This window comes from Trichococcus sp. TS_SC_9, from assembly GCF_056156325.1.
The window spans coordinates 1,037,582-1,055,514 of the sequence record NZ_CM149591.1 but is presented as its reverse complement, the minus strand read 5'-3'; the positions used below and the strand labels follow the sequence as shown (position 1 = coordinate 1,055,514).

The window sequence follows — 17,933 nt, the reverse complement described above, 5'->3', positions numbered from 1 at the left end:
CTCATTCGTCAATTGGGACTAGGACAACTCTTCCCCATTCGATGCGATCACTTTACGATACCATTCGAATGAGTCTTTCTTTCTCCGCTTCAAAGTCCCTTTTCCTTCATCATCCAGATCCACATGGATGAAGCCATACCGTTTTTTCATTTCCCCTGTACCGGCTGAAATGAGATCGATGCAACCCCATGGCGTATAGCCCCACAGCTCGACACCATCAATTTCTACAGCTTTTTTCATTTCTGTAATGTGTTTTCTTAAATAATCAATCCGGTAATCATCATGGATGCTGCCGTCTTCTTCCACTTTGTCTATCGCCCCAAGACCGTTTTCGACAATCATCAATGGCAGCTGGTATTTATCATATAATCGGTTCAAGACCAAACGTAAACCTGATGGATCAATTGGCCATCCCCATTCAGACGCTTCCAAATATGGATTCTTTGCTGCTCCAAATTGATTACCGCCTGCTTGTTCAGACTCGGCGCTGGTACTGACCACAGTAGAATTATAATAACTAAAACCAATAAAGTCGACTGTTCCATTTTTAAGAATCTCATCGTCTCCTGGGACTCTCTTTAGTTCTACATGATCTCTTTCCAATTCCTTGAGTTTATAGTTTGGATAAGCGCCACGACATTGGACATCGTAATAGAAATCCTTAAAGCCTCTTTCCAATTCCATCATACGAATCGAATCGTTTGGATTGCATGTTTCTGGATAGAATAAAATATTGGCGATCATTAAGCCTATCTTAAATTCCGGATTGATGGCATGCCCAATCGCTACACCCTTTGCGCTGCCCAACAATAGATGGTAAATTGCTTGATTTTGCTTCGTCAAATTGGATGCATCCGTAATGCCCAAGGTACTGTAATCACGTAAGAAATTGATTTCATTGAAAGTCATCCAATATTTGACTTTATCCTTGTAACGATCAAAAACGACTTTACAATAGTTGGCAAAGAAATCAATTGTTCTGCGATCCAACCACCCTTGATACGTGACAGCCAAATGATTTGGCAAATCAAAATGATTTAAGGTGACGATTGGTTCAACCCCATAAGCCCTGCATAAGTCAAAGATTTTATCATAAAAGGCTAGGCCTTCTTCATTAGGAGTTGCATCATCACCATTTGGAAAAATTCTTGACCAGGTCATCGACATCCTGAATCCCTTAAAGCCCATTTCGGCAAACAGCTTAATATCCTCTTCATAATGATTGTAAAAATCAGTTGCTGTATGACTAGGATAATATAATTGCTCATCAATAACTACCCTTGCTCCACTTGGAACATCCTCAAAACGGTTGATGGCTTTTCTTTCACCATTTTCAAGCTCAATCACAATCATACGAGGTTCTGTCATACTTCCTGCAGTGATAAAATCAGAAGTCGCTAAGCCTTTACCGCCACTTAAATAGCCACCCTCATATTGATTGGCAGCGGTTGCGCCGCCCCATAAAAAATCTTTAGGAAATCCCACTTTTCAACACTCCTTTATCTTTTTCCGACAGAAGACTCCCGCCTCAAGGAGTGAACCGGACGCAGCCCAACGAGTAGGCGGGAGATGAATGTCGGTAGGCATTAGCCTATTTTTTTTGAAAAATTCTTGTTGCTAACGAAGGCCCTCCCGCTCGATACAGAACTTACGTTCGCGTACAATGGATGGTATAAGAAGGTGAATGACAATGATGATCCATAAAGCCTACAAGTTTCGGATCTACCCCAATCAACAACAACGCATCCTGATCGGGAAGACCATCGGCTGCTCCCGTTTCGTGTTCAACCATTTTCTGTCCGAATGGAACAAAACCTATGAACAGACGGGATTAGGTTTGAATTACTGTGCCTGTTCCGCCCAGTTGACGTTGCTGAAAAAGGAAACAGAGACGCTCTGGCTGCAGGAAGTCGACAGCATCGCGCTGCAGTCCGCACTGCGGAACCTCAGCGCTTCTTTCGATCGTTTTTTCAAAAAGCAGAACCGTGCGCCGCGCTTCAAAACCAAAAGCAACCCCGTCCAATCCTACACAACCAAACTGACGAACAGCAACATCGCCATCGTGGGCAACAAACTGAAACTGCCCAAATTGGGGCTGGTCAAATTCGCCAAGTCCAAAGAAGTGGCAGGCAGGATACTGAACGCCACCATCCGACGAAACCCTTCTGGGAAATATTTCATTTCCCTTTTGGTCGAAACCGCTGTCCAGGAACTGCCGAAAACGGGTTCCGCTTGCGGTGTCGATGTCGGGTTGAAGGATTTCGCCGTAGTTTCAGACAATACCGTCCATGAGAACCCGCGAGTTTTTCACAAACTGGAACAGAAACTCGCTAAGGAACAAAAAATCCTTTCCAGGAGGGCAAGGCAAGCAAAAAAGGACGGACGAAAATTGTCCGAATCAAAAAACTACCAAAAGCAGCGCGTCAAAGTAGCCCGAATCCACGAACAGATTCGCAACGCCAGAACCGATTACCTGCAGAAAATATCGACCGAAATCGTCAAAAACCACGACATCATCGGCATCGAGGATCTGCATGTAACCAACCTGATCAGGAATCCCAATTTGGCGAAAGCCATCAGCGAAGCCAGTTGGTCTCAATTCCGGTCCATGCTGGAATACAAAGCAGGCTGGTACGGCAAACAGATCGTAGCGGTCGCCCGAAACTTTCTGTCCAGTCAACTCTGTTCCTGCTGCGGATACCAAAACAAAGACGTGAAGAATCTCGCGGTCCGGGAATGGGCGTGCCCGAAGTGCCATGCCCACCACGACCGGGATCTGAACGCAAGCATCAATATCATGAATGAAGCCTTGAGACTTCTAACCGCAGGAATCTCCCACCTCTAAGCAAATGCGTAGGTGGGAGTAGTTCAAACTGGTCTTCTTACATCTTTATAGCCGTCAGTCCTCGGAAGCCAATCTAAGAATTTTTCGATATATTCATTCCAAAAACGCCATTCATGTTGATAATTTGGCGCCAAGGTCCAAGTATGTTCAAAATTCTTTTCCTTTAATTTTTGGGCAAATTTGACATTATCTTCATATAAAAAGTCATTTTCGCCACATGCAAGGTAAATGGGTTGCGCAGCATCCAGATCTTCCACAATATCAAATAAATCAACCGCCACGCCCTGCATGCGCAGCGCCGGTGAGAATGCACCGATGGCTTGATATAAATCGGGTCGCTTCAGTCCATTGTATAAGGCACCAAATCCACCCATGGATAAGCCTGCAATATAAGTGTCCTCTTTCCGTTTGGAAATAGGGAACGTATTTGTGATGAACTCTGGAAGCTCGTCTTCAATAAATTTCTCAAAATCATCGTTTTCATTCGAAAGATAGGCTTTATTTTCTCCTGAAAACATCACCACTGCAATTTTTCTTTCCTCTGCATATAATTCAACATTAGAATATCCTGTCCATTGCGCATGATTATTTCCATAACCATGCAGTAGATAGAGAACTGGATATTTCAATGGATATTCATGATGCAGCTCACCTTTATTTTGAATAGCTTCTGGTATAGAAATAGTCGGTAAAATTATGGTTACGTCCACTGTTCTTTTAAGCACATACGAGATCACATTACATTGAATTTTTGCCATAAAGCTTCATCTCCATTTATCATTCTGTCTTCAAACCTTTTCAGCTTAGAATGCTTGGGTTTGGGTTTGATTTTGGCTTTGGGTTTGGTCTTGAGATTGGGTTTGGGATTGGGTTTGTTCGCGTTCTTCTTGGATTGCTCTTCTGTCATCCATCAAGAAGAAAGGCAGATACATTACAAAATGGATAAATAGGCATAAGAACCACAATAGAGCTAATGAAAATCCTCCTGTGAAGAATGTCGTCACGAAACCTGGCGTTACCCAAGGCATTGAAACGGTTGGGTTCACATTAATATCAAGAAGGTTCATATAAAACATTGCAAACAAACCTGAAACTAAAGGAGACAACACCATCGGAACAAAATAGAGCGGATTCAGCATCAAAGGAAAACCAAAAATAATCGGTTCATTGATATTGAAAATGTTGGCTGGAATCACTAATTTTCTCATTGCTTTATATTTTTCTGATTTACCAAACAGTGTAGCAATACATAAACCTAATGTATTTCCAGCTCCCCCGATTTGAACGGCAGACCCAACAATGGCAAATGCATAAAATGGCAATTCTTTTCCTGCAAGGAATGCTTCTTGATTCGAAATACCAGCCATCATTAAGATAGGCATATAAACCATTAAGATTGTATTTGGATGGACCCCAAAGAACCAGAAGAGATTCATTAGTGTAAATACCACGATCAAGGCAATTGGGGTTGCACCAAAAGCAGAAATCGGTTCAGCAACAATAGTTGTGATCATTGTAAAAACATTGCCGTAAGGTGTTAGCCCCGTTACATATTTAATAAAGAATATCAAAGAAAAGATGATCATTGCCACAAAAGTTGGTGCCATGGATTGACTTACATTTGGTGGTACGGATTCAGGTAATTTTAATACAAGTTTCTTTCTTGTTAATTTCACATACAACCATGGAATGAACAAGCCAATCAGAATTGCAACAAGGATCCCTTGGCTTCCCATTTTTTCAGTTGCTATTGCAGTTATTGGGGATCCATCAGCTTTAGTAAGGTTTTCAACTGGCATAAGCGCAATAAATGATGCCAAAGATAATAACGCCCCGGTCATACCATGCTCGCCTTCATTGACTGTGTATCGATAACCAATAGCTCCTACTACGTAAACTGCTAATAAGGATAATGTTAATGTGATTATTTGGTTCCCTACATCATACAATCCCGCATTTTGTAAAAAACTTACCCAAGCTGGTATTGGGAAATTGGTTAATACTGCAATCAGCGCAACCCCTAAAGTAATTGGCATCGTAAGCATAAAACCTTCAGTTAATGCAATGATAAACTTGTTTTCTCCGACTTTTGTCGCAATGGGTCCAACAATTTTTTCTAAACCTGTTTGAAATTTATCAAAGAAACTCATTTGAACAACCTCCAAATTTCTATTTTTTACGCTTACGTCGACTTTTAAGCGCTTTCTTTTACACTCGTTCAGTATAGCACTTAGCTCATCTTATCAATTGACCATTTTCTGCTAATTTATGTTCTTTTTTTAATGTCGCTTCGACTTTTCATTTGAGCAATGGCGTAAGCGGTCTATCAGGAAGCTTAAAAAATGCACACTAAACTCCAAATAGGTTTAGTGTGCATTTCTGCTTACATTCTTATACGCCCAGCATCGCAATCGGAATCACATGTACCCTATCTGATTCTCTCGTGTATGCGTAAGGCCCTGTGTTCAGCAATACTTTGGCTACTTGGTACTCCATCTTTTACGGTTTCCTCAAACCAGTTTTAGTGCATTAGATACTGATCTTTCGCATCCCGACAGGCTTTCATCCAAGTAATGTGTGATGATCTTAGCTGTTTTCCCACTGACTTTATTAAGGCTTGACTTAAAGTCAAGGTTAACATGTATAATACATTAAGATTCGGATTCTGTGGGAAGAAAGTAGGCATAACAGAATCTTCTTTCCTTAATCATGTAAGCGCTAATAAATTCAGACACACTTTTATCAACATAAAAATCCCCTATTATAAAGGAGTACAAAATGAAAAAAATAAATCTTACTTTGCCGGTCTTCACTGTGATGAGCTTTGTGCTTGCTATGACGGCTTTTGTGTTCAGCGGCATTTTGGACAAGGTCGCCCTTTCGCTGGGCATCACGGTGGCCGATTCCGGTCTGTTGAACACAATGTATTCCTATGGGGCTGCATTTGGGGTGCCCATTACCTTGATTCTGTTCCGGAAGATCGAACGCAGCAGGATGCTGAAAATCATGTTGTTTGCAACAATTCTGATGACCTTCGCGCTTATCTATGCCCAAAGTTTTATGCAGATGCTGATTATCCGGCTCCTCATGGGGATTTCCGCCAACAGCTATGGTGTGCTGGCCGTTTCGACGGTCGTGTCGCTTTCCCCAAAAGAAAGACAGGGCCGCTCCATGGCTTTCTACTTCATGGGGAGTTCCTTGGCGCTTGTCATCGGCATTCCGTTGACGCGCGCCTTGTCCTCCATCCTGGATTGGCGCAGCATTTTTTGGATATTGAATGGCATGATGCTGTTGTCTCTCGTCTATTTCATGAAATATTTGCCGAAAGCGGATCACGCATCCACAAAGCTGAATCTGAAAAACGAGCTGCAGTTTTTCAAGGACGGAAAAACCTTATTGCTGCTTGCCTTTACGTTGGCCATGTTTATGGGCTACGGCGCGTTCTACACGTATGTCACACCTTACTTGCTGCTGCTCTTCCCTTCCATCGAACCGATGATGAGCTTGGTATTGGTTGTGCTTGGTATCGCCAGTTTCACGGGTAATCTGATCGGCGGGCATGTATCGGATGCTATCGGATACGCCAAGTCGTTGATGCTGGGGGCCGCGCTCCAAACGGCAGCGATGTTGCTGATCCTTGTATTCCAACCGGTCAAATGGTTAAGCGTGCTCTTCGCCATCGGGTGGCTGATGAGCGCCTGGTTCACCGGCCTCCAGCTCAACACCGGTATCGCCCAAGCGACCGGAAACAGATCAAGCTTTATGATCAGCATCAACAGCTCTTTGATCCAGTTGGGCGGCGCGATAGGATCCAGTCTGGCCGCCATCGTCATCACCTTCAGCGGCATCCAGAGCATTGTTTTTGTCGCCCTGCTGACCAGCTTGGCGATTGTCCTGATCCAACTGGTTTCGATGAAGAAATATCCTTGAGATTGGTTTGACAAATTTTGGAGAACCAGACTCAAAAAACTGCTGAAAAAGGCAGGAACTTCCCGCAACCGGGTAAGTTCCTGCCTTTTTGGCTATTCTTCAAAATCCTTTAAGCAGCGTAAGCCGATGTGGTGCTCACTATTTTTTGCTTCAGAGTGTGCATCTGGAGATTGGTCGTCCAAAATTGTCGAATCGTGGAGGTATATTCGATTATTTGCCCCGCCCAGTGCCCTATTTCTTAACGCAACACCCCCGTTTGTTGCGTTCGGAGGCGCGGGGAGAGGGCGCCTTGGTAGAAATTGTCGAACGCCATCAAAAAAGAACGCAAATGAACGCTGTCATTTGCGTTGCTGAAAGTGACCTGTAGAGGAAGTTGATAACTCCTTCGGCATGATTACCCAAAATATACGTTCCTATGCTGTTTTTATTTAAATTTAACAGCGGTTCCATATGCGATCACTTCAGCTGCGCCTTGCATGATTGCAGAGGAAGCATACCGAATGTTTACAACTGCATCCGCCTCTAATGCAGTCGCTTCGTCAACCATCCGCTTTGTTGCTATAGCCCTGGCCTCATTCATCATTTCGTTATAGGCTTTGAGCTCTCCGCCAATTAGCGTTTTAAGCCCTTGTGAAATATCGCGCCCTAAGTTTTTCGACTGAATCGTACTTCCCTTAACTAGTCCTAACATTTCAAATTCTTTTCCGCTTATATAATCAGTATTTACTAAGATCATCGTCATCATCCTCCTTGATTTCATTCACTCTTTCAATTAACAGGTACACCATTAGCACAATTAATCCGCTGGGGACAACGATCAGTAGTATTTTCATCAGCAAAGGGATGTCACCTGAACTAGCAAGTCCCAGCCACATGTAGAACATGAAATAGGAAATAACTAAAACTGTAATCACTATTGGGGCAATCATTTTTTTCGTTTGTTTTTTCAATAGCATTACCCACTTTCTGCATCTTCGAAAAATTATTTAAATCCTCTATACAGTATACCTTACCCAAAGCGAACATATCCAACATATGCAGCTTCTGTTACAGGGTGTCATCGGCAGTTCCTGTAATTCTGCATGCGTACCTCTCATTTCCCCTTTCCCAGATATACGACTATGCCAAATAGAATTTCCCACGTTGTGGCCGGAGTTTACCCCATATTTTGCTTTTATACTCCGATGACATCGCCTTCACAGAAGTTACGGCTTATTGCGGGGTACTGACTCCGGTGGGTGGTCCCTTCTCCGGAGTTGAGGTCAGCTTTCGGGGCCGCTATTGTAAACTCAATTCCACAAATAAGAGGCCGCCTCGCAATGATATGCTACCTCTATATAGGACATTGAATTATTTCAAGTCTTATATGGGGGTTTTTTCTATGTCTAAAAGAGCTATGAAATTATCTGTCGAAAACAGAGTCAACATTGTCGAGCAATATGTGAGAAATGAAATCGGTATATCAAGGGCAGCACAGAACGCTGGAGTATCTCAAGAGACCATTCGCAATTGGATTAGACTTTATGAGAACGGCGGTCCATCGGCCCTTTTACCGGTAAAGAAGAACAGTCATTACTCCAAGGAGTTAAAGTTGGCAGCCGTCACGGACTATCTGAACGGCCTGGGCAGCATGATTGAAATCGCCAAAAAATATGGTTTGCGGAGCAAAACGCCACTGCAGAACTGGCTAAAGGATTATAATACTCATAAAGACTTCAAAACAACCAGTGGAGGAAGTACTATGAGCAAAGGTCGGATAACAACCATAGATGAGCGTTTAAAAATTGTGTTGGACTGTTTAGAGAATGGAAAAGATTATGGTGCTATGGCTATAAAATATCAAGTCTCCTATCAAAACGTCTATCAATGGGTAAAGAGATATGCGGAATTGGGAGAAGCAGGGTTGGAAGACCGCCGTGGGCGCAGGAAAGGGACAATGCCCAGCCGGACTCCCGAGGAATTACTTCAAGACGAATTAGCACGTTTAAAACGCGAAAATCAACGTCTAAAAATGGAACTTGATGTAACAAAAAAATTCCAAGAATTAGAAAGGAGGAATCGTTGAGCGAAATAAGAAAACAAGCTGAGTACGAAACCATCAAGCAATTCCATACAGAAAAAGGTTATCCGGTGCAAGTTATGTGCGAAATCTTACATGTGACACGCTCCGCTTATTACCGCTGGCTTGAGCAACCACAAAGTCCAAGGGAAATTCGCAACAACCAAATCGCTGAAGTGGCAAAACAGATCCATGAAGAACATGACGATATGGGTCATCGTCGGATACGCGATGAGTTGGAATATACCCATGGCATGATCATCAGTGACAACCGCGCCCTTCGGTTATGCCGTAGTCAACAAATCCAATCCCGAATCAAACATCGTGCGAATAGCATCACCAAAGGTGCACAGAATCCGTATCATATCGCCGAAAATCGCCTCAACCGGAACTTTCGTGCAGACGCACCAAATGAAAAATGGTTGACCGATGTGACCGAATTCAAGTATTACGAAGGACCGGCAATCAAGAAAGTATATTTGAGTGCCATTTTGGATCTTTATGACCGTCGAATTGTCGCATACATAATCAGTGATCAAAACGATATGCCGCTAGTCCTCCAGACTTTTGATGCAGCCATACAAAATGAGCCAGAAGCTCAGCCGTTGTTCCACAGTGACCGCGGATTTCAATATACAAGTAAGCAATTCTGTGCGCGTTTAAGCGAGGCTGGTATGATACAAAGCATGTCCCGTGTCGCTCGTTGTATTGACAATGGCCCTATGGAAGGGTTTTGGGCGCTCATCAAGCGTGAAAAATATTACCGTCGCAAATTTACGAGTCGTTCCTCTTTGATTGATATGATTCACAACTATATGGAATATTACAATAATAGACGCATTCAAAGAAAGCTGCATATCATGACTCCGATGGAGTTCCATGACCAGTATTTCGAGGCAGCCTAATGACCCCTCACGTTTTGTGAGGGGAGCGGGTTGTGCTTCGCTCATAAAACGTGTGGGCCGCCAAGCGTAAGCGCGGCAGATATATATATGCAAAAAAACTGCCCCCACATTACGGGGAGCAGTCTGTAAAACTGTTTAAATATTTTACTGTCCTATTGACGGGTGGCATACCACAATTAAACGAGACGGCCTCTTATTTGTGTTCACTATCAGGTTGCCTTCACTCCACCATATCCTTATAGATCTCCCGTAGGATCTCCAGTTGGTCATCAGACCAAGTGCCGCGCTGGCGTTGGTCGCGGAAGCGGCGGCTTTCACCCTCCAAGGCTTTTTTGGAGCGTTTGATGTCCTTGTAGAGTTCGTTGGCGGAGATGCGCTGGGCGCCTTTGGAAAAGACGAGCTGCTGTTCGGCCAAGTCGCTGGTGGCGACGTAGACTTCGGTCAACACATTGCGCAGTTTTTTGACGACGCCTTCGATGTAGGTGTCAGCGGTCTCCCCTTGGGCGGTGAAGATGACCTTCACGCGATATTTGGAGTATTCTTTCGTGATTCCGGGAACGAACTGGGCGTCGAAGACGCACCAGACTTCATTCCCTTCATAGCTTTGATAATCGGACAGCGCCTGCAGCAGTTGATCCCTGGCCTCTTCGATGAGGTCCTGGTTCTTCAGCTTGACCAGTTCCGGCCAGGCGCCGATCATATTGTAGCCGTCCACTATCAAGATTTCTTTCTTCAACATGGCCTTCACCTCGCTTCTTCTGGTAAGCAGACGCTGCAGATCAAATGTGGCGTTTGCGGAAAACTTCGTACATCATCAGTCCGGCTGCGACGCCGGCGTTCAGGCTTTGGACATGGCCGACCATCGGGATGGTCAACAAGCCGTCCGCGGATTCCTTCAACAGGCGGGAAATACCTTTGCCTTCATTGCCGATGATCATGGCAAGCGGCAATGTTGTATCCCACTGGCGGTAATCCTGCCCGGACATATCGGTGGCATAGATCCAGACACCGCGTTCCTTCAGTTCTTCAACGGTGCGGTGCAGGTTAGTGACGCGCACGACCGGTACATGCTCGATCGCGCCAGTCGATGCTTTGGCGACGGTCGCCGTCAAGCCGACAGCGCGGCGCTTCGGAATGATGACTCCGTGGGCACCGCAGGCATCCGCGGTACGCAGCACGGAACCCAGGTTATGCGGATCTTCGACACCATCGAGGATGATGAAGAAAGGATCTTCGTTCTTGGCGGCAGCCGCTTCGAACAGATCATCAAGCACGGCATACTGGAAAGCGGCCGTAGCGGCGATGATGCCCTGATGGACGGCATTGTCGGACAACGTGTCCAGCTTGGACTTCGGCACTGCTTGGATCTGGATTTTGCGGTCCTTCGCCAGCTTGATGATGTCGCCCAATTTTTCTCCGCCCAGTCCATCTTGGATGAACAGTTTGTTGACATCGCGATCGGAGCGCAGCAATTCCAGTACCGGGTGGCGTCCCATCACGAAGTCTTCATTTTCGGGTATTTCTTTTTCTGCGTCATCGCGTCGTTTTGGTTCCGGTCTGCCTTTTTTCGGGGCAGTGCGGGTATCTTTGAACGCGCGGTTCGGTTTATTTTTCATAATTGTTTTCCTCGACTTCTTGGATACACCAACGGATCAACTCTTCCAATCGCGCCACTTGTCCGGAAAGATGCAGATAGCCCATCAACGACTCGAATCCGGTCGCGATGCGGTAGGTCGTTACGTCCGCATTTTTGGCGATCGTATGGCTCTTGCTGTTGCGGCCGCGACGGTACATGTCCACTTCTTCTTCGCTCAGGAAGCCCTCTTTCGCAAGCAACGCGTGCATCAGCTTCGCTTGGGCTTTAGCCGAAACGAAAAAAGTCGCCCGACGGTGGAGCTGGTTGGGTTTGGTGTGCCCTTTTTCTAATAAATGTGTTCTGATATAGGTCTCATAAGCGGCATCGCCGACATAGGCCAAGGCAAGACCATTCAATAAGCTCCAATTGTGTTCTGTCACTATACTCTTCTCCATCTGGTACCCTGCGAAGTGTCATCCAGGATGATGCCCTGATCCTTCAGGTAATCACGGATTTCATCACTGCGGGCGAAATTTTTGTCTGTCCGGGCTTGTGTCCGTTCATCGATCAGCGTTTGGATGTCATCATCCAACAAAGCCTCTTCCTCCAGCACGACGCCGAAGACGCCGACCATCGCTTTGTACAAAGCAAGTGCTTTGGTGATGACCGCTTCGGAAACGACGTCGCCTTCCGCGTAGATGTTCAATTCCTTGGCGAACTGGTAAACGACCGACATGGCGTTGTCCGCCTGGAAATCATCGTCCATTTCGGTAACGAACTGTTCCTGCAGATTCTGGAACAAAGCCAGTTTTTCCGCATCTTCAGGCAGTGCCGCAACGGCATCCTGCAGGCGATAATGGGCATTCTGATAGGCAATCTTGACCTTATCCAGGTTGATTTTGGCTTCTTCGATGGCTTTATCGCTGTACTTTACAGGACGGCGATAATGCGCTGTTCCGAGGAAGAAACGCAAGACTTGCGGATCGACTTCTTTCAGGATATCATGCACCGTCACGAAGTTGCCGAGCGACTTACTCATCTTTTCAGCATCTTCGCCGATCGTGACGAAGCCGTTGTGCATCCAGTAGTTCGCGAAAGTTTTGCCGGTTTTGGCTTCGCTCTGGGCGATTTCGTTTTCGTGATGCGGGAAAGTCAGGTCATGGCCGCCGCCGTGTATATCGATGGTGTCGCCCAAATATTTGGTCGCCATCACGGAGCATTCGATGTGCCAGCCCGGGCGTCCCGGACCCCAAGGCGATTCCCAGGAAACTTCATCCGGCTTCGCTTCTTTCCAAAGCGCGAAATCGAGCTGGTCTTCTTTCTTGACGTTCTCTTCCGCATCCAAGCGTTCGCTGGCGCCGACGATCAGGTCCTTGATCGATTGATCGCTCAGTTTGCCGTAATCCTTGAACTTGCCTGTGCGGTAATAGACGTCCCCATCAGCCGCATAGGCATAGTCTTTTTCGATCAATTCGCCGATGAAGGCGATAATTTCCGGGATGTTTTCCATCACGCGTGGATTCAGCGTCGCTTTTTCGACATGCAGCGCCGCGGTATCTTCATAGAAGGCCGCGATGAACTTTTCGGCGACTTCTTTCGCGGAAATGCCTAGCTCTTTTGCCGCACGGATGATTTTGTCATCCACGTCGGTGAAGTTCGAAACGAAATTCACTTCATAGCCGCGGTATTCCAAGTAGCGGCGGACGGTATCGAAGGCAACGGTGCTGCGCGCGTTGCCGATGTGGATATAATTGTAGACGGTCGGACCACAGACGTACATGCCCACCTTATTCTTTTGGATCGGTTGGAACTCTTCTTTTTCGCGCGTCAGGGTATTGTAGATTTTTAACATTGCGCACTCCTTTCCAGCTTCGAAAAAAGGGCTGACGCCCTTTTTCGTTTGCTAATCATTCGGTTGTTTTGTCTTCTTTATGCTTATGGTAACGGACAATCTTTGCCGGTATGCCGACAGCTGTGACGTCAGGCGGAATTTCGCTGACGACGACAGCCGATGCCCCGATTTTGGCATTGTCGCCGATTTTGATCGGCCCCAACACCTGCACGTGTGCGGATAAGAGCACATTGTTCCCGATGGTAGGGTGGCGCTTGCCGGTGTCTTTCCCGGTGCCGCCCAACGTCACGCCTTGGTAGATCATGACATCATCGCCGACTTCGGCTGTTTCTCCGATGACGATCCCCATGCCATGGTCGATGAACAGACGGCGACCGATCGTCGCTCCCGGATGGATCTCGATTCCGGTCAAGAAACGCCCGAGATGCGAAATCACCCGACTGAAAGTGTACCATTTCCGCTTATAAAAAAAATGAGCGATATCATATACAAGGATGGCGTGTAACCCTGGGTACGTCAGAACGACTTCCAACGTACTCCTTGCAGCCGGGTCATGATCTTTTATGGTTTGAATCGTTTCGCGTAATCTATTCAAGTCATTCCAGGCCCCTTTTTGGATTATCCATCTATTATATAGAATAAGCTCATTTTTGCTAGACTTTTTTGTCGGTCCTACATTTTATCCAATACGCTGTTCAGGTGAGCCAAGCTTTTCTCTCTGCCCAGCACTTCGATGGTCTTGCCGATTTCAGGCCCGTGCATTTGGCCGCTGACGGCGACACGGATAGCCATATAAAGGTTCTTGCCTTTGATCTTCGTTTCTTTTTGAACGGCTTTGATGGCACCCAGAATTTCGGCTTCTTCGAACGGCTCGATGGCAACCAATTGTTCTTTGAATGCAGCAAGCACGGTCGGCGCTGTTTCAGCAGCCAGTATTTCTTGCGCTTCTGCGTCCAGATTGATTTCATCAGCGAAGAACATTTCCGATAAGGCAACGATCTCAGCTGCATAGCTCATTTGCTCGTGGTACAGACCGATCAATTTTTTCGCGTATTCGCTGTCGGCTTCAGTAGGGTTTTCCGGTAATTTACCGGCAGCCACCAAGTGAGGCGCGGCCAAAGCCACGACTGCATCCAAGTCGGCGCTCTTCATGTACTGGTTATTGATCCATTCCAGTTTCTTCTGGTCGAAGGCGGCAGGCGATTTGCTCAGGCGTTCCGGATCGAACATCTTGATCAAATCGTCTTTCGAGAAGATTTCGTCTTCTCCGACCGGTGACCAACCCAACAGCGTGATGAAGTTGAACATCGCTTCCGGTAGGTAGCCCAAGTCTTTGTATTGTTCAATGAACTGAAGGATCGTTTCATCGCGTTTGCTTAATTTTTTGCCCGTTTCGCTGTTGATGATCAACGTCATGTGTCCGAAAGTAGGTATTTTCCAATCGAAGGCTTCATAGATCATCATTTGTTTCGGTGTATTGGCGATGTGGTCATCCCCACGCAGGATATGGGTGATCGCCATCATGTGATCGTCCACGGCAACCGCAAAATTATAGGTCGGGAAACCGTCGCGTTTGCGGATGATGTAGTCTCCGCCGACGCTGCTGGCTTCGAATGTGATTGGTCCTTTGACCATGTCATCGAATGTATAAGTGTTTTCGATCGGCACACGGAAACGGATGACCGGCGTGATGCCTTGTGCTTCTTTTTCAGCTTGTTGGGAAGGCGTCAAGTTTGCGCATTTGCCGCCGTAATGAGGCATTTCGCCGCGTGCTCTTTGCTGTTCGCGCTCCGTTTCCAACTCTTCCTCGTTGCAGTAGCACTTGTAGGCGCGGTTGGACAGAAGCAGTTGATCGACCAACGGATCGTAGATATGCTGTCTTTCAGATTGACGGTACGGTCCGAATTTGCCTGGTTTGTCCGGACCTTCATCCCAGTCCATTCCTAACCATGCCAAGTTTTTCAGTTGGCTTTCTTCACCGTGTTCAAGGTTACGTTTTAGGTCCGTATCTTCCGTGCGGATGATGAACTCGCCGTCGTTATGGCGGGCAAACAGATAGTTGAACAATGCGGTACGGGCGTTTCCGATATGCAGGTTACCGGTTGGGCTTGGTGCATAACGTACGCGGATTTTCTTTGTCATATGAAGTATCCCCTTTTCTATGGAACTGGTTATGTCGTGCTGGATTTTCTATTTGATGCCTTTTTGTGAATGCGCAGGTTTCGCAAAGATCATGCGGCCGGCTGCTGTCTGCAAGGCACTGGTGACGACGACTTCGATTGTCTCATTCATGTAATGCTGTCCTTCTTCAACGACAATCATCGTGCCGTCATCCAGATAGGCCACCCCTTGATTGCGTTCCGTTCCGACTTTGATGACGGTGACGACCATGTATTCACCGGGTATGACGACCGGCTTCACGGCATTGGCTAAGGCATTGATGTTCAATACCGGAACATTCTGGAACTCGCAGACTTTGTTCAAGTTATAGTCGTTCGTGATGACAATGCCGTCGATCAGTTTTGCTAAACGGATCAGCTTGCTGTCGACTTCAGGAATCTCTTCGAATTCACCGTCGTAGCTTTCCACGACGATATCCTCTTCTTTTTGGAGTTTGTTCAGGATATCCAATCCCCGTCTGCCCCTGACACGTTTCAGGCTGTCGGAGGAATCCGCGATATACTGCAGTTCGCGCAACACGAAGTTCGGGATGACGATGACGCCTTCCAGAAAACCGGTTTTGGCGATGTCGTAGATGCGCCCGTCGATGATGACGCTCGTATCCAAAATCTTATATTTGCGGAAAGTATCATCCGCTTTGCGGTCAAGCATCTGTGTTTCTTCCTGCTTTTTCGGTTTCGCTGCGAACAATTTACGGAATTCTTCGATCCGGGTCGTCCCCACGCGGAAGCCCAGATAGGCCAGGATCAAGGACAGGATAGCCGGCAACACATCGTTGATGACCGGAATCCTCAGTGATGTCAACGGGATGCCAATCAACCAAGCCAATACCAGCCCGATGATTGTTCCGATCGAACCGAACAGCATGTAGCTCACCGATAAGGTGCTGAAATAATTTTCTATTTTTTGCATGATGTCCAAGATCAATTTCATCAATAAAAATGACAATAAATAAAATATAAGTGCTCCAACCCCAAAATTAACAAAAACATTATTGAAAAGATTATTTTGTATGCCCGCTACTTCCCACAGGTAAGGCAGTGCTGTAATCCCAGCGCTGCCGCCCACCATCAGGAAGACGGCCGTAATGATTTTCCGTTTCAAAGGCTTCCCTCTCTTTCCTTCTGCCATCAATTTTTATTTGGAAATACTTTGCGCAGCGTTTCTTGAAGCGTTGCGACAGGAATAATCTGGATCCCGTCTGGATGCTTCCAGCCAGACATATTATTCTTCGGAAGATACACCTTTGTGAAACCCAATTTTTGGGCTTCATTGACGCGTTGCTCAATCCGGCTCACCCGGCGAATTTCCCCCGTCAGGCCGATTTCTCCGATAAAGCACTCTGTCGCGGAAGTCTCGCTGTCCCAGTAACTTGAAGCGATGCTGACTGCCACAGCCAAGTCAATGGCCGGCTCATCCAGCTTCACGCCGCCTGTCGATTTGAAGTAGGCATCTTGGTTCTGCAGCAACAAGCCCGCCCGTTTTTCCAGCACGGCCATGATCAGGGAAACCCGATTGTAGTCCAAGCCACTCGCAGTCCGGCGGGCATTCCCGAAGACAGTCGGCGTGATCAGACATTGGATCTCGGCCAAAATCGGGCGCGTGCCTTCAAGTGACGCAACGACTGCCGATCCGGAAGCTCCGGCGAGCCGCTCTTCGAGGAACAGTTCGGAAGGGTTCCTCACCTCGCGCAAGCCGCCTTCGATCATCTCGAAAACGCCGATTTCGTCGGTCGATCCGAAACGGTTTTTGACAGCGCGCAAAATCCGGAAAGCATGATGCCGGTCGCCTTCAAAATACAGCACTGTATCCACCATATGCTCCAGCATCCGCGGTCCGGCGATGGCGCCTTCCTTTGTCACGTGTCCGACGAGGAAAATCGCGATGTCGTTGCTCTTGGCAATCCGCATGAATTCGGCGGTGCATTCGCGCACTTGCGTTACGCTGCCGGCTGTGCTCGTGATGTCCGGATGGATCATCGTCTGGATCGAGTCCACGATGACGAATTCCGGCTTGATCCGCTCGATTGTGCTGCGGATTGCGTCGACATCCGTTTCCGGGTAGATGTAGAAGTCGGTGCCCTTGACCCCTAGCCGTTCCGCCCGTAATTTGATCTGACTCGCACTTTCTTCTCCAGAGATGTAAAGAACGCGGTGACCGCCTTGGTTGATCTGCGCCGAAACCTGCAGCAGCAAAGTGGACTTGCCGATGCCGGGATCGCCGCCGATCAGAATCAGCGAACCGGGCACGATACCTCCGCCCAGCACGTGGTTGACTTCTTCCATCTGCGTCTTGACGCGCGGCAGATTCTCGGTCTTGATGTCCTGGATGGCAATCGCTTCAGGTACGTTCCCACTGAAATTGGAACGCTGCTGTTGCTTCACTGCTTTTGTCGCTTCCCGTTCTTCCTCCATTTGGTTCCAAGTGTCGCAGTTCGGGCAGCGTCCCAGCCATTTTGGCGACTCGTATCCGCAAGCCTGACAAACGTATTTCACTGCATTTTTTTTTGCCAAATGAATCTCTCCTTCAAGTATGAACCAACTTATCTTATTTTATCACAAAAAGCCTACTCTACGTATAACAAT

The 17,933-nt window shown here is 46.9% G+C and carries 17 protein-coding genes; 4 read left to right on the top strand and 13 right to left on the bottom strand.

Translation table 11 applies throughout. From position 1 onward, the window contains the following. Positions 1-18: 18 nt before the first annotated feature. Entirely contained in the window at positions 19-1,485 is a 1,467-nt protein-coding gene (locus AC0J5I_RS04840; protein ID WP_475304355.1) for a glycoside hydrolase family 1 protein, read from the bottom strand. 205 nt (positions 1,486-1,690) lie between these two features. Between AC0J5I_RS04840 and tnpB the strand changes: the two genes are divergently transcribed. Next, positions 1,691-2,845 carry an IS200/IS605 family element RNA-guided endonuclease TnpB gene (gene tnpB / locus AC0J5I_RS04835; protein ID WP_475304354.1) on the top strand — a complete coding sequence of 385 codons (1,155 nt, stop codon included), beginning with the start codon at positions 1,691-1,693 and terminating at the stop codon, positions 2,843-2,845. 23 nt (positions 2,846-2,868) lie between these two features. Here tnpB and AC0J5I_RS04830 read toward each other — a convergent pair whose 3' ends face one another. Beyond that, positions 2,869-3,603: an alpha/beta hydrolase gene (locus AC0J5I_RS04830; protein WP_475304353.1), complete on the bottom strand. Its 735-nt coding sequence runs from the start codon at positions 3,601-3,603 to the stop codon at positions 2,869-2,871. 45 nt (positions 3,604-3,648) lie between these two features. Next, positions 3,649-4,995, bottom strand: a complete 1,347-nt coding sequence (locus AC0J5I_RS04825; protein WP_475304352.1) for a PTS sugar transporter subunit IIC — start codon at positions 4,993-4,995, stop codon at positions 3,649-3,651. Positions 4,996-5,623: 628 nt separating this feature from the next. Between AC0J5I_RS04825 and AC0J5I_RS04820 the strand changes: the two genes are divergently transcribed. Further along, positions 5,624-6,775, top strand: a complete 1,152-nt coding sequence (locus AC0J5I_RS04820) for an MFS transporter (RefSeq protein WP_475304351.1) — start codon at positions 5,624-5,626, stop codon at positions 6,773-6,775. Positions 6,776-7,199: 424 nt separating this feature from the next. On the opposite strand, the gene AC0J5I_RS04815 is transcribed toward AC0J5I_RS04820, so the two are convergent. Continuing rightward, a complete protein-coding gene (locus AC0J5I_RS04815; RefSeq protein WP_106450418.1) occupies positions 7,200-7,511 on the bottom strand; it encodes a YbjQ family protein in 312 nt (103 codons plus the stop codon). Next, the gene (locus AC0J5I_RS04810; RefSeq protein ID WP_272162047.1) at positions 7,492-7,725 is read right to left on the bottom strand and encodes a hypothetical protein; all 234 of its coding nucleotides are present in this window, start codon (positions 7,723-7,725) and stop codon (positions 7,492-7,494) included. Before AC0J5I_RS04810 ends, AC0J5I_RS04815 begins: the two co-directional genes overlap by 20 nt. A 431-nt stretch (positions 7,726-8,156) precedes the next feature. Between AC0J5I_RS04810 and AC0J5I_RS04805 the strand changes: the two genes are divergently transcribed. Together AC0J5I_RS04805 and AC0J5I_RS04800 are read left to right on the top strand one after the other, a co-directional pair. Continuing rightward, complete coding sequence (locus AC0J5I_RS04805) at positions 8,157-8,840, top strand: helix-turn-helix domain containing protein (RefSeq protein ID WP_475299477.1); 684 nt, start codon at positions 8,157-8,159, stop codon at positions 8,838-8,840. Further along, positions 8,837-9,739 (top strand): IS3 family transposase, encoded by a 903-nt coding sequence (locus tag AC0J5I_RS04800; RefSeq protein ID WP_475299478.1) that lies wholly within the window; start codon positions 8,837-8,839, stop codon positions 9,737-9,739. Before AC0J5I_RS04805 ends, AC0J5I_RS04800 begins: the two co-directional genes overlap by 4 nt. 220 nt (positions 9,740-9,959) lie before the next feature. Here the strand turns inward: AC0J5I_RS04800 and AC0J5I_RS04795 are convergent, their stop codons facing one another. The 8 genes from AC0J5I_RS04795 to radA all read right to left on the bottom strand — a co-directional run bounded on the left by AC0J5I_RS04795 (position 9,960) and on the right by radA (position 17,861). Next, complete coding sequence (locus AC0J5I_RS04795) at positions 9,960-10,475, bottom strand: YacP-like NYN domain-containing protein (protein ID WP_475305550.1); 516 nt, start codon at positions 10,473-10,475, stop codon at positions 9,960-9,962. Between the two features lie 43 nt (positions 10,476-10,518). Next, positions 10,519-11,235: a 23S rRNA (guanosine(2251)-2'-O)-methyltransferase RlmB gene (rlmB, locus tag AC0J5I_RS04790; RefSeq protein WP_475305545.1), complete on the bottom strand. Its 717-nt coding sequence runs from the start codon at positions 11,233-11,235 to the stop codon at positions 10,519-10,521. Between the two features lie 109 nt (positions 11,236-11,344). Continuing rightward, the gene (locus AC0J5I_RS04785) at positions 11,345-11,770 is read right to left on the bottom strand and encodes a Mini-ribonuclease 3 (protein ID WP_475304350.1); all 426 of its coding nucleotides are present in this window, start codon (positions 11,768-11,770) and stop codon (positions 11,345-11,347) included. Next, the gene (gene cysS / locus AC0J5I_RS04780) at positions 11,755-13,167 is read right to left on the bottom strand and encodes a cysteine--tRNA ligase (RefSeq protein WP_475304349.1); all 1,413 of its coding nucleotides are present in this window, start codon (positions 13,165-13,167) and stop codon (positions 11,755-11,757) included. The genes AC0J5I_RS04785 and cysS overlap by 16 nt, the downstream gene beginning before the upstream one ends. A 55-nt stretch (positions 13,168-13,222) precedes the next feature. Next, a complete protein-coding gene (epsC, locus tag AC0J5I_RS04775) occupies positions 13,223-13,762 on the bottom strand; it encodes a serine O-acetyltransferase EpsC (protein ID WP_475304348.1) in 540 nt (179 codons plus the stop codon). Between the two features lie 77 nt (positions 13,763-13,839). Further along, positions 13,840-15,309 (bottom strand): glutamate--tRNA ligase, encoded by a 1,470-nt coding sequence (gene gltX / locus AC0J5I_RS04770; RefSeq protein WP_475304347.1) that lies wholly within the window; start codon positions 15,307-15,309, stop codon positions 13,840-13,842. A 48-nt stretch (positions 15,310-15,357) separates the two neighbouring features. Next, the gene (locus AC0J5I_RS04765; protein WP_475304346.1) at positions 15,358-16,452 is read right to left on the bottom strand and encodes a PIN/TRAM domain-containing protein; all 1,095 of its coding nucleotides are present in this window, start codon (positions 16,450-16,452) and stop codon (positions 15,358-15,360) included. Between the two features lie 26 nt (positions 16,453-16,478). Continuing rightward, the gene (radA, locus tag AC0J5I_RS04760) at positions 16,479-17,861 is read right to left on the bottom strand and encodes a DNA repair protein RadA (protein ID WP_086986621.1); all 1,383 of its coding nucleotides are present in this window, start codon (positions 17,859-17,861) and stop codon (positions 16,479-16,481) included. Positions 17,862-17,933: the final 72 nt, after the last annotated feature.

Excerpts from the sequence above, each read along its gene's own strand:
- AC0J5I_RS04785 (WP_475304350.1), bottom strand. The coding sequence starts at position 11,770 with ATGGAGAAGAGTATAGTGACAGAACACAATTGGAGCTTATTGAATGGT.
- AC0J5I_RS04815 (WP_106450418.1), bottom strand. The coding sequence starts at position 7,511 with ATGATCTTAGTAAATACTGATTATATAAGCGGAAAAGAATTTGAAATG.
- AC0J5I_RS04825 (WP_475304352.1), bottom strand. The coding sequence starts at position 4,995 with ATGAGTTTCTTTGATAAATTTCAAACAGGTTTAGAAAAAATTGTTGGA.
- gltX (WP_475304347.1), bottom strand. The coding sequence starts at position 15,309 with ATGACAAAGAAAATCCGCGTACGTTATGCACCAAGCCCAACCGGTAAC.
- tnpB (WP_475304354.1), top strand. The coding sequence starts at position 1,691 with ATGATGATCCATAAAGCCTACAAGTTTCGGATCTACCCCAATCAACAA.
- cysS (WP_475304349.1), bottom strand. The coding sequence starts at position 13,167 with ATGTTAAAAATCTACAATACCCTGACGCGCGAAAAAGAAGAGTTCCAA.
- AC0J5I_RS04805 (WP_475299477.1), top strand. The coding sequence starts at position 8,157 with ATGTCTAAAAGAGCTATGAAATTATCTGTCGAAAACAGAGTCAACATT.
- AC0J5I_RS04820 (WP_475304351.1), top strand. The coding sequence starts at position 5,624 with ATGAAAAAAATAAATCTTACTTTGCCGGTCTTCACTGTGATGAGCTTT.
- AC0J5I_RS04830 (WP_475304353.1), bottom strand. The coding sequence starts at position 3,603 with ATGGCAAAAATTCAATGTAATGTGATCTCGTATGTGCTTAAAAGAACA.
- rlmB (WP_475305545.1), bottom strand. The coding sequence starts at position 11,235 with ATGGGACGCCACCCGGTACTGGAATTGCTGCGCTCCGATCGCGATGTC.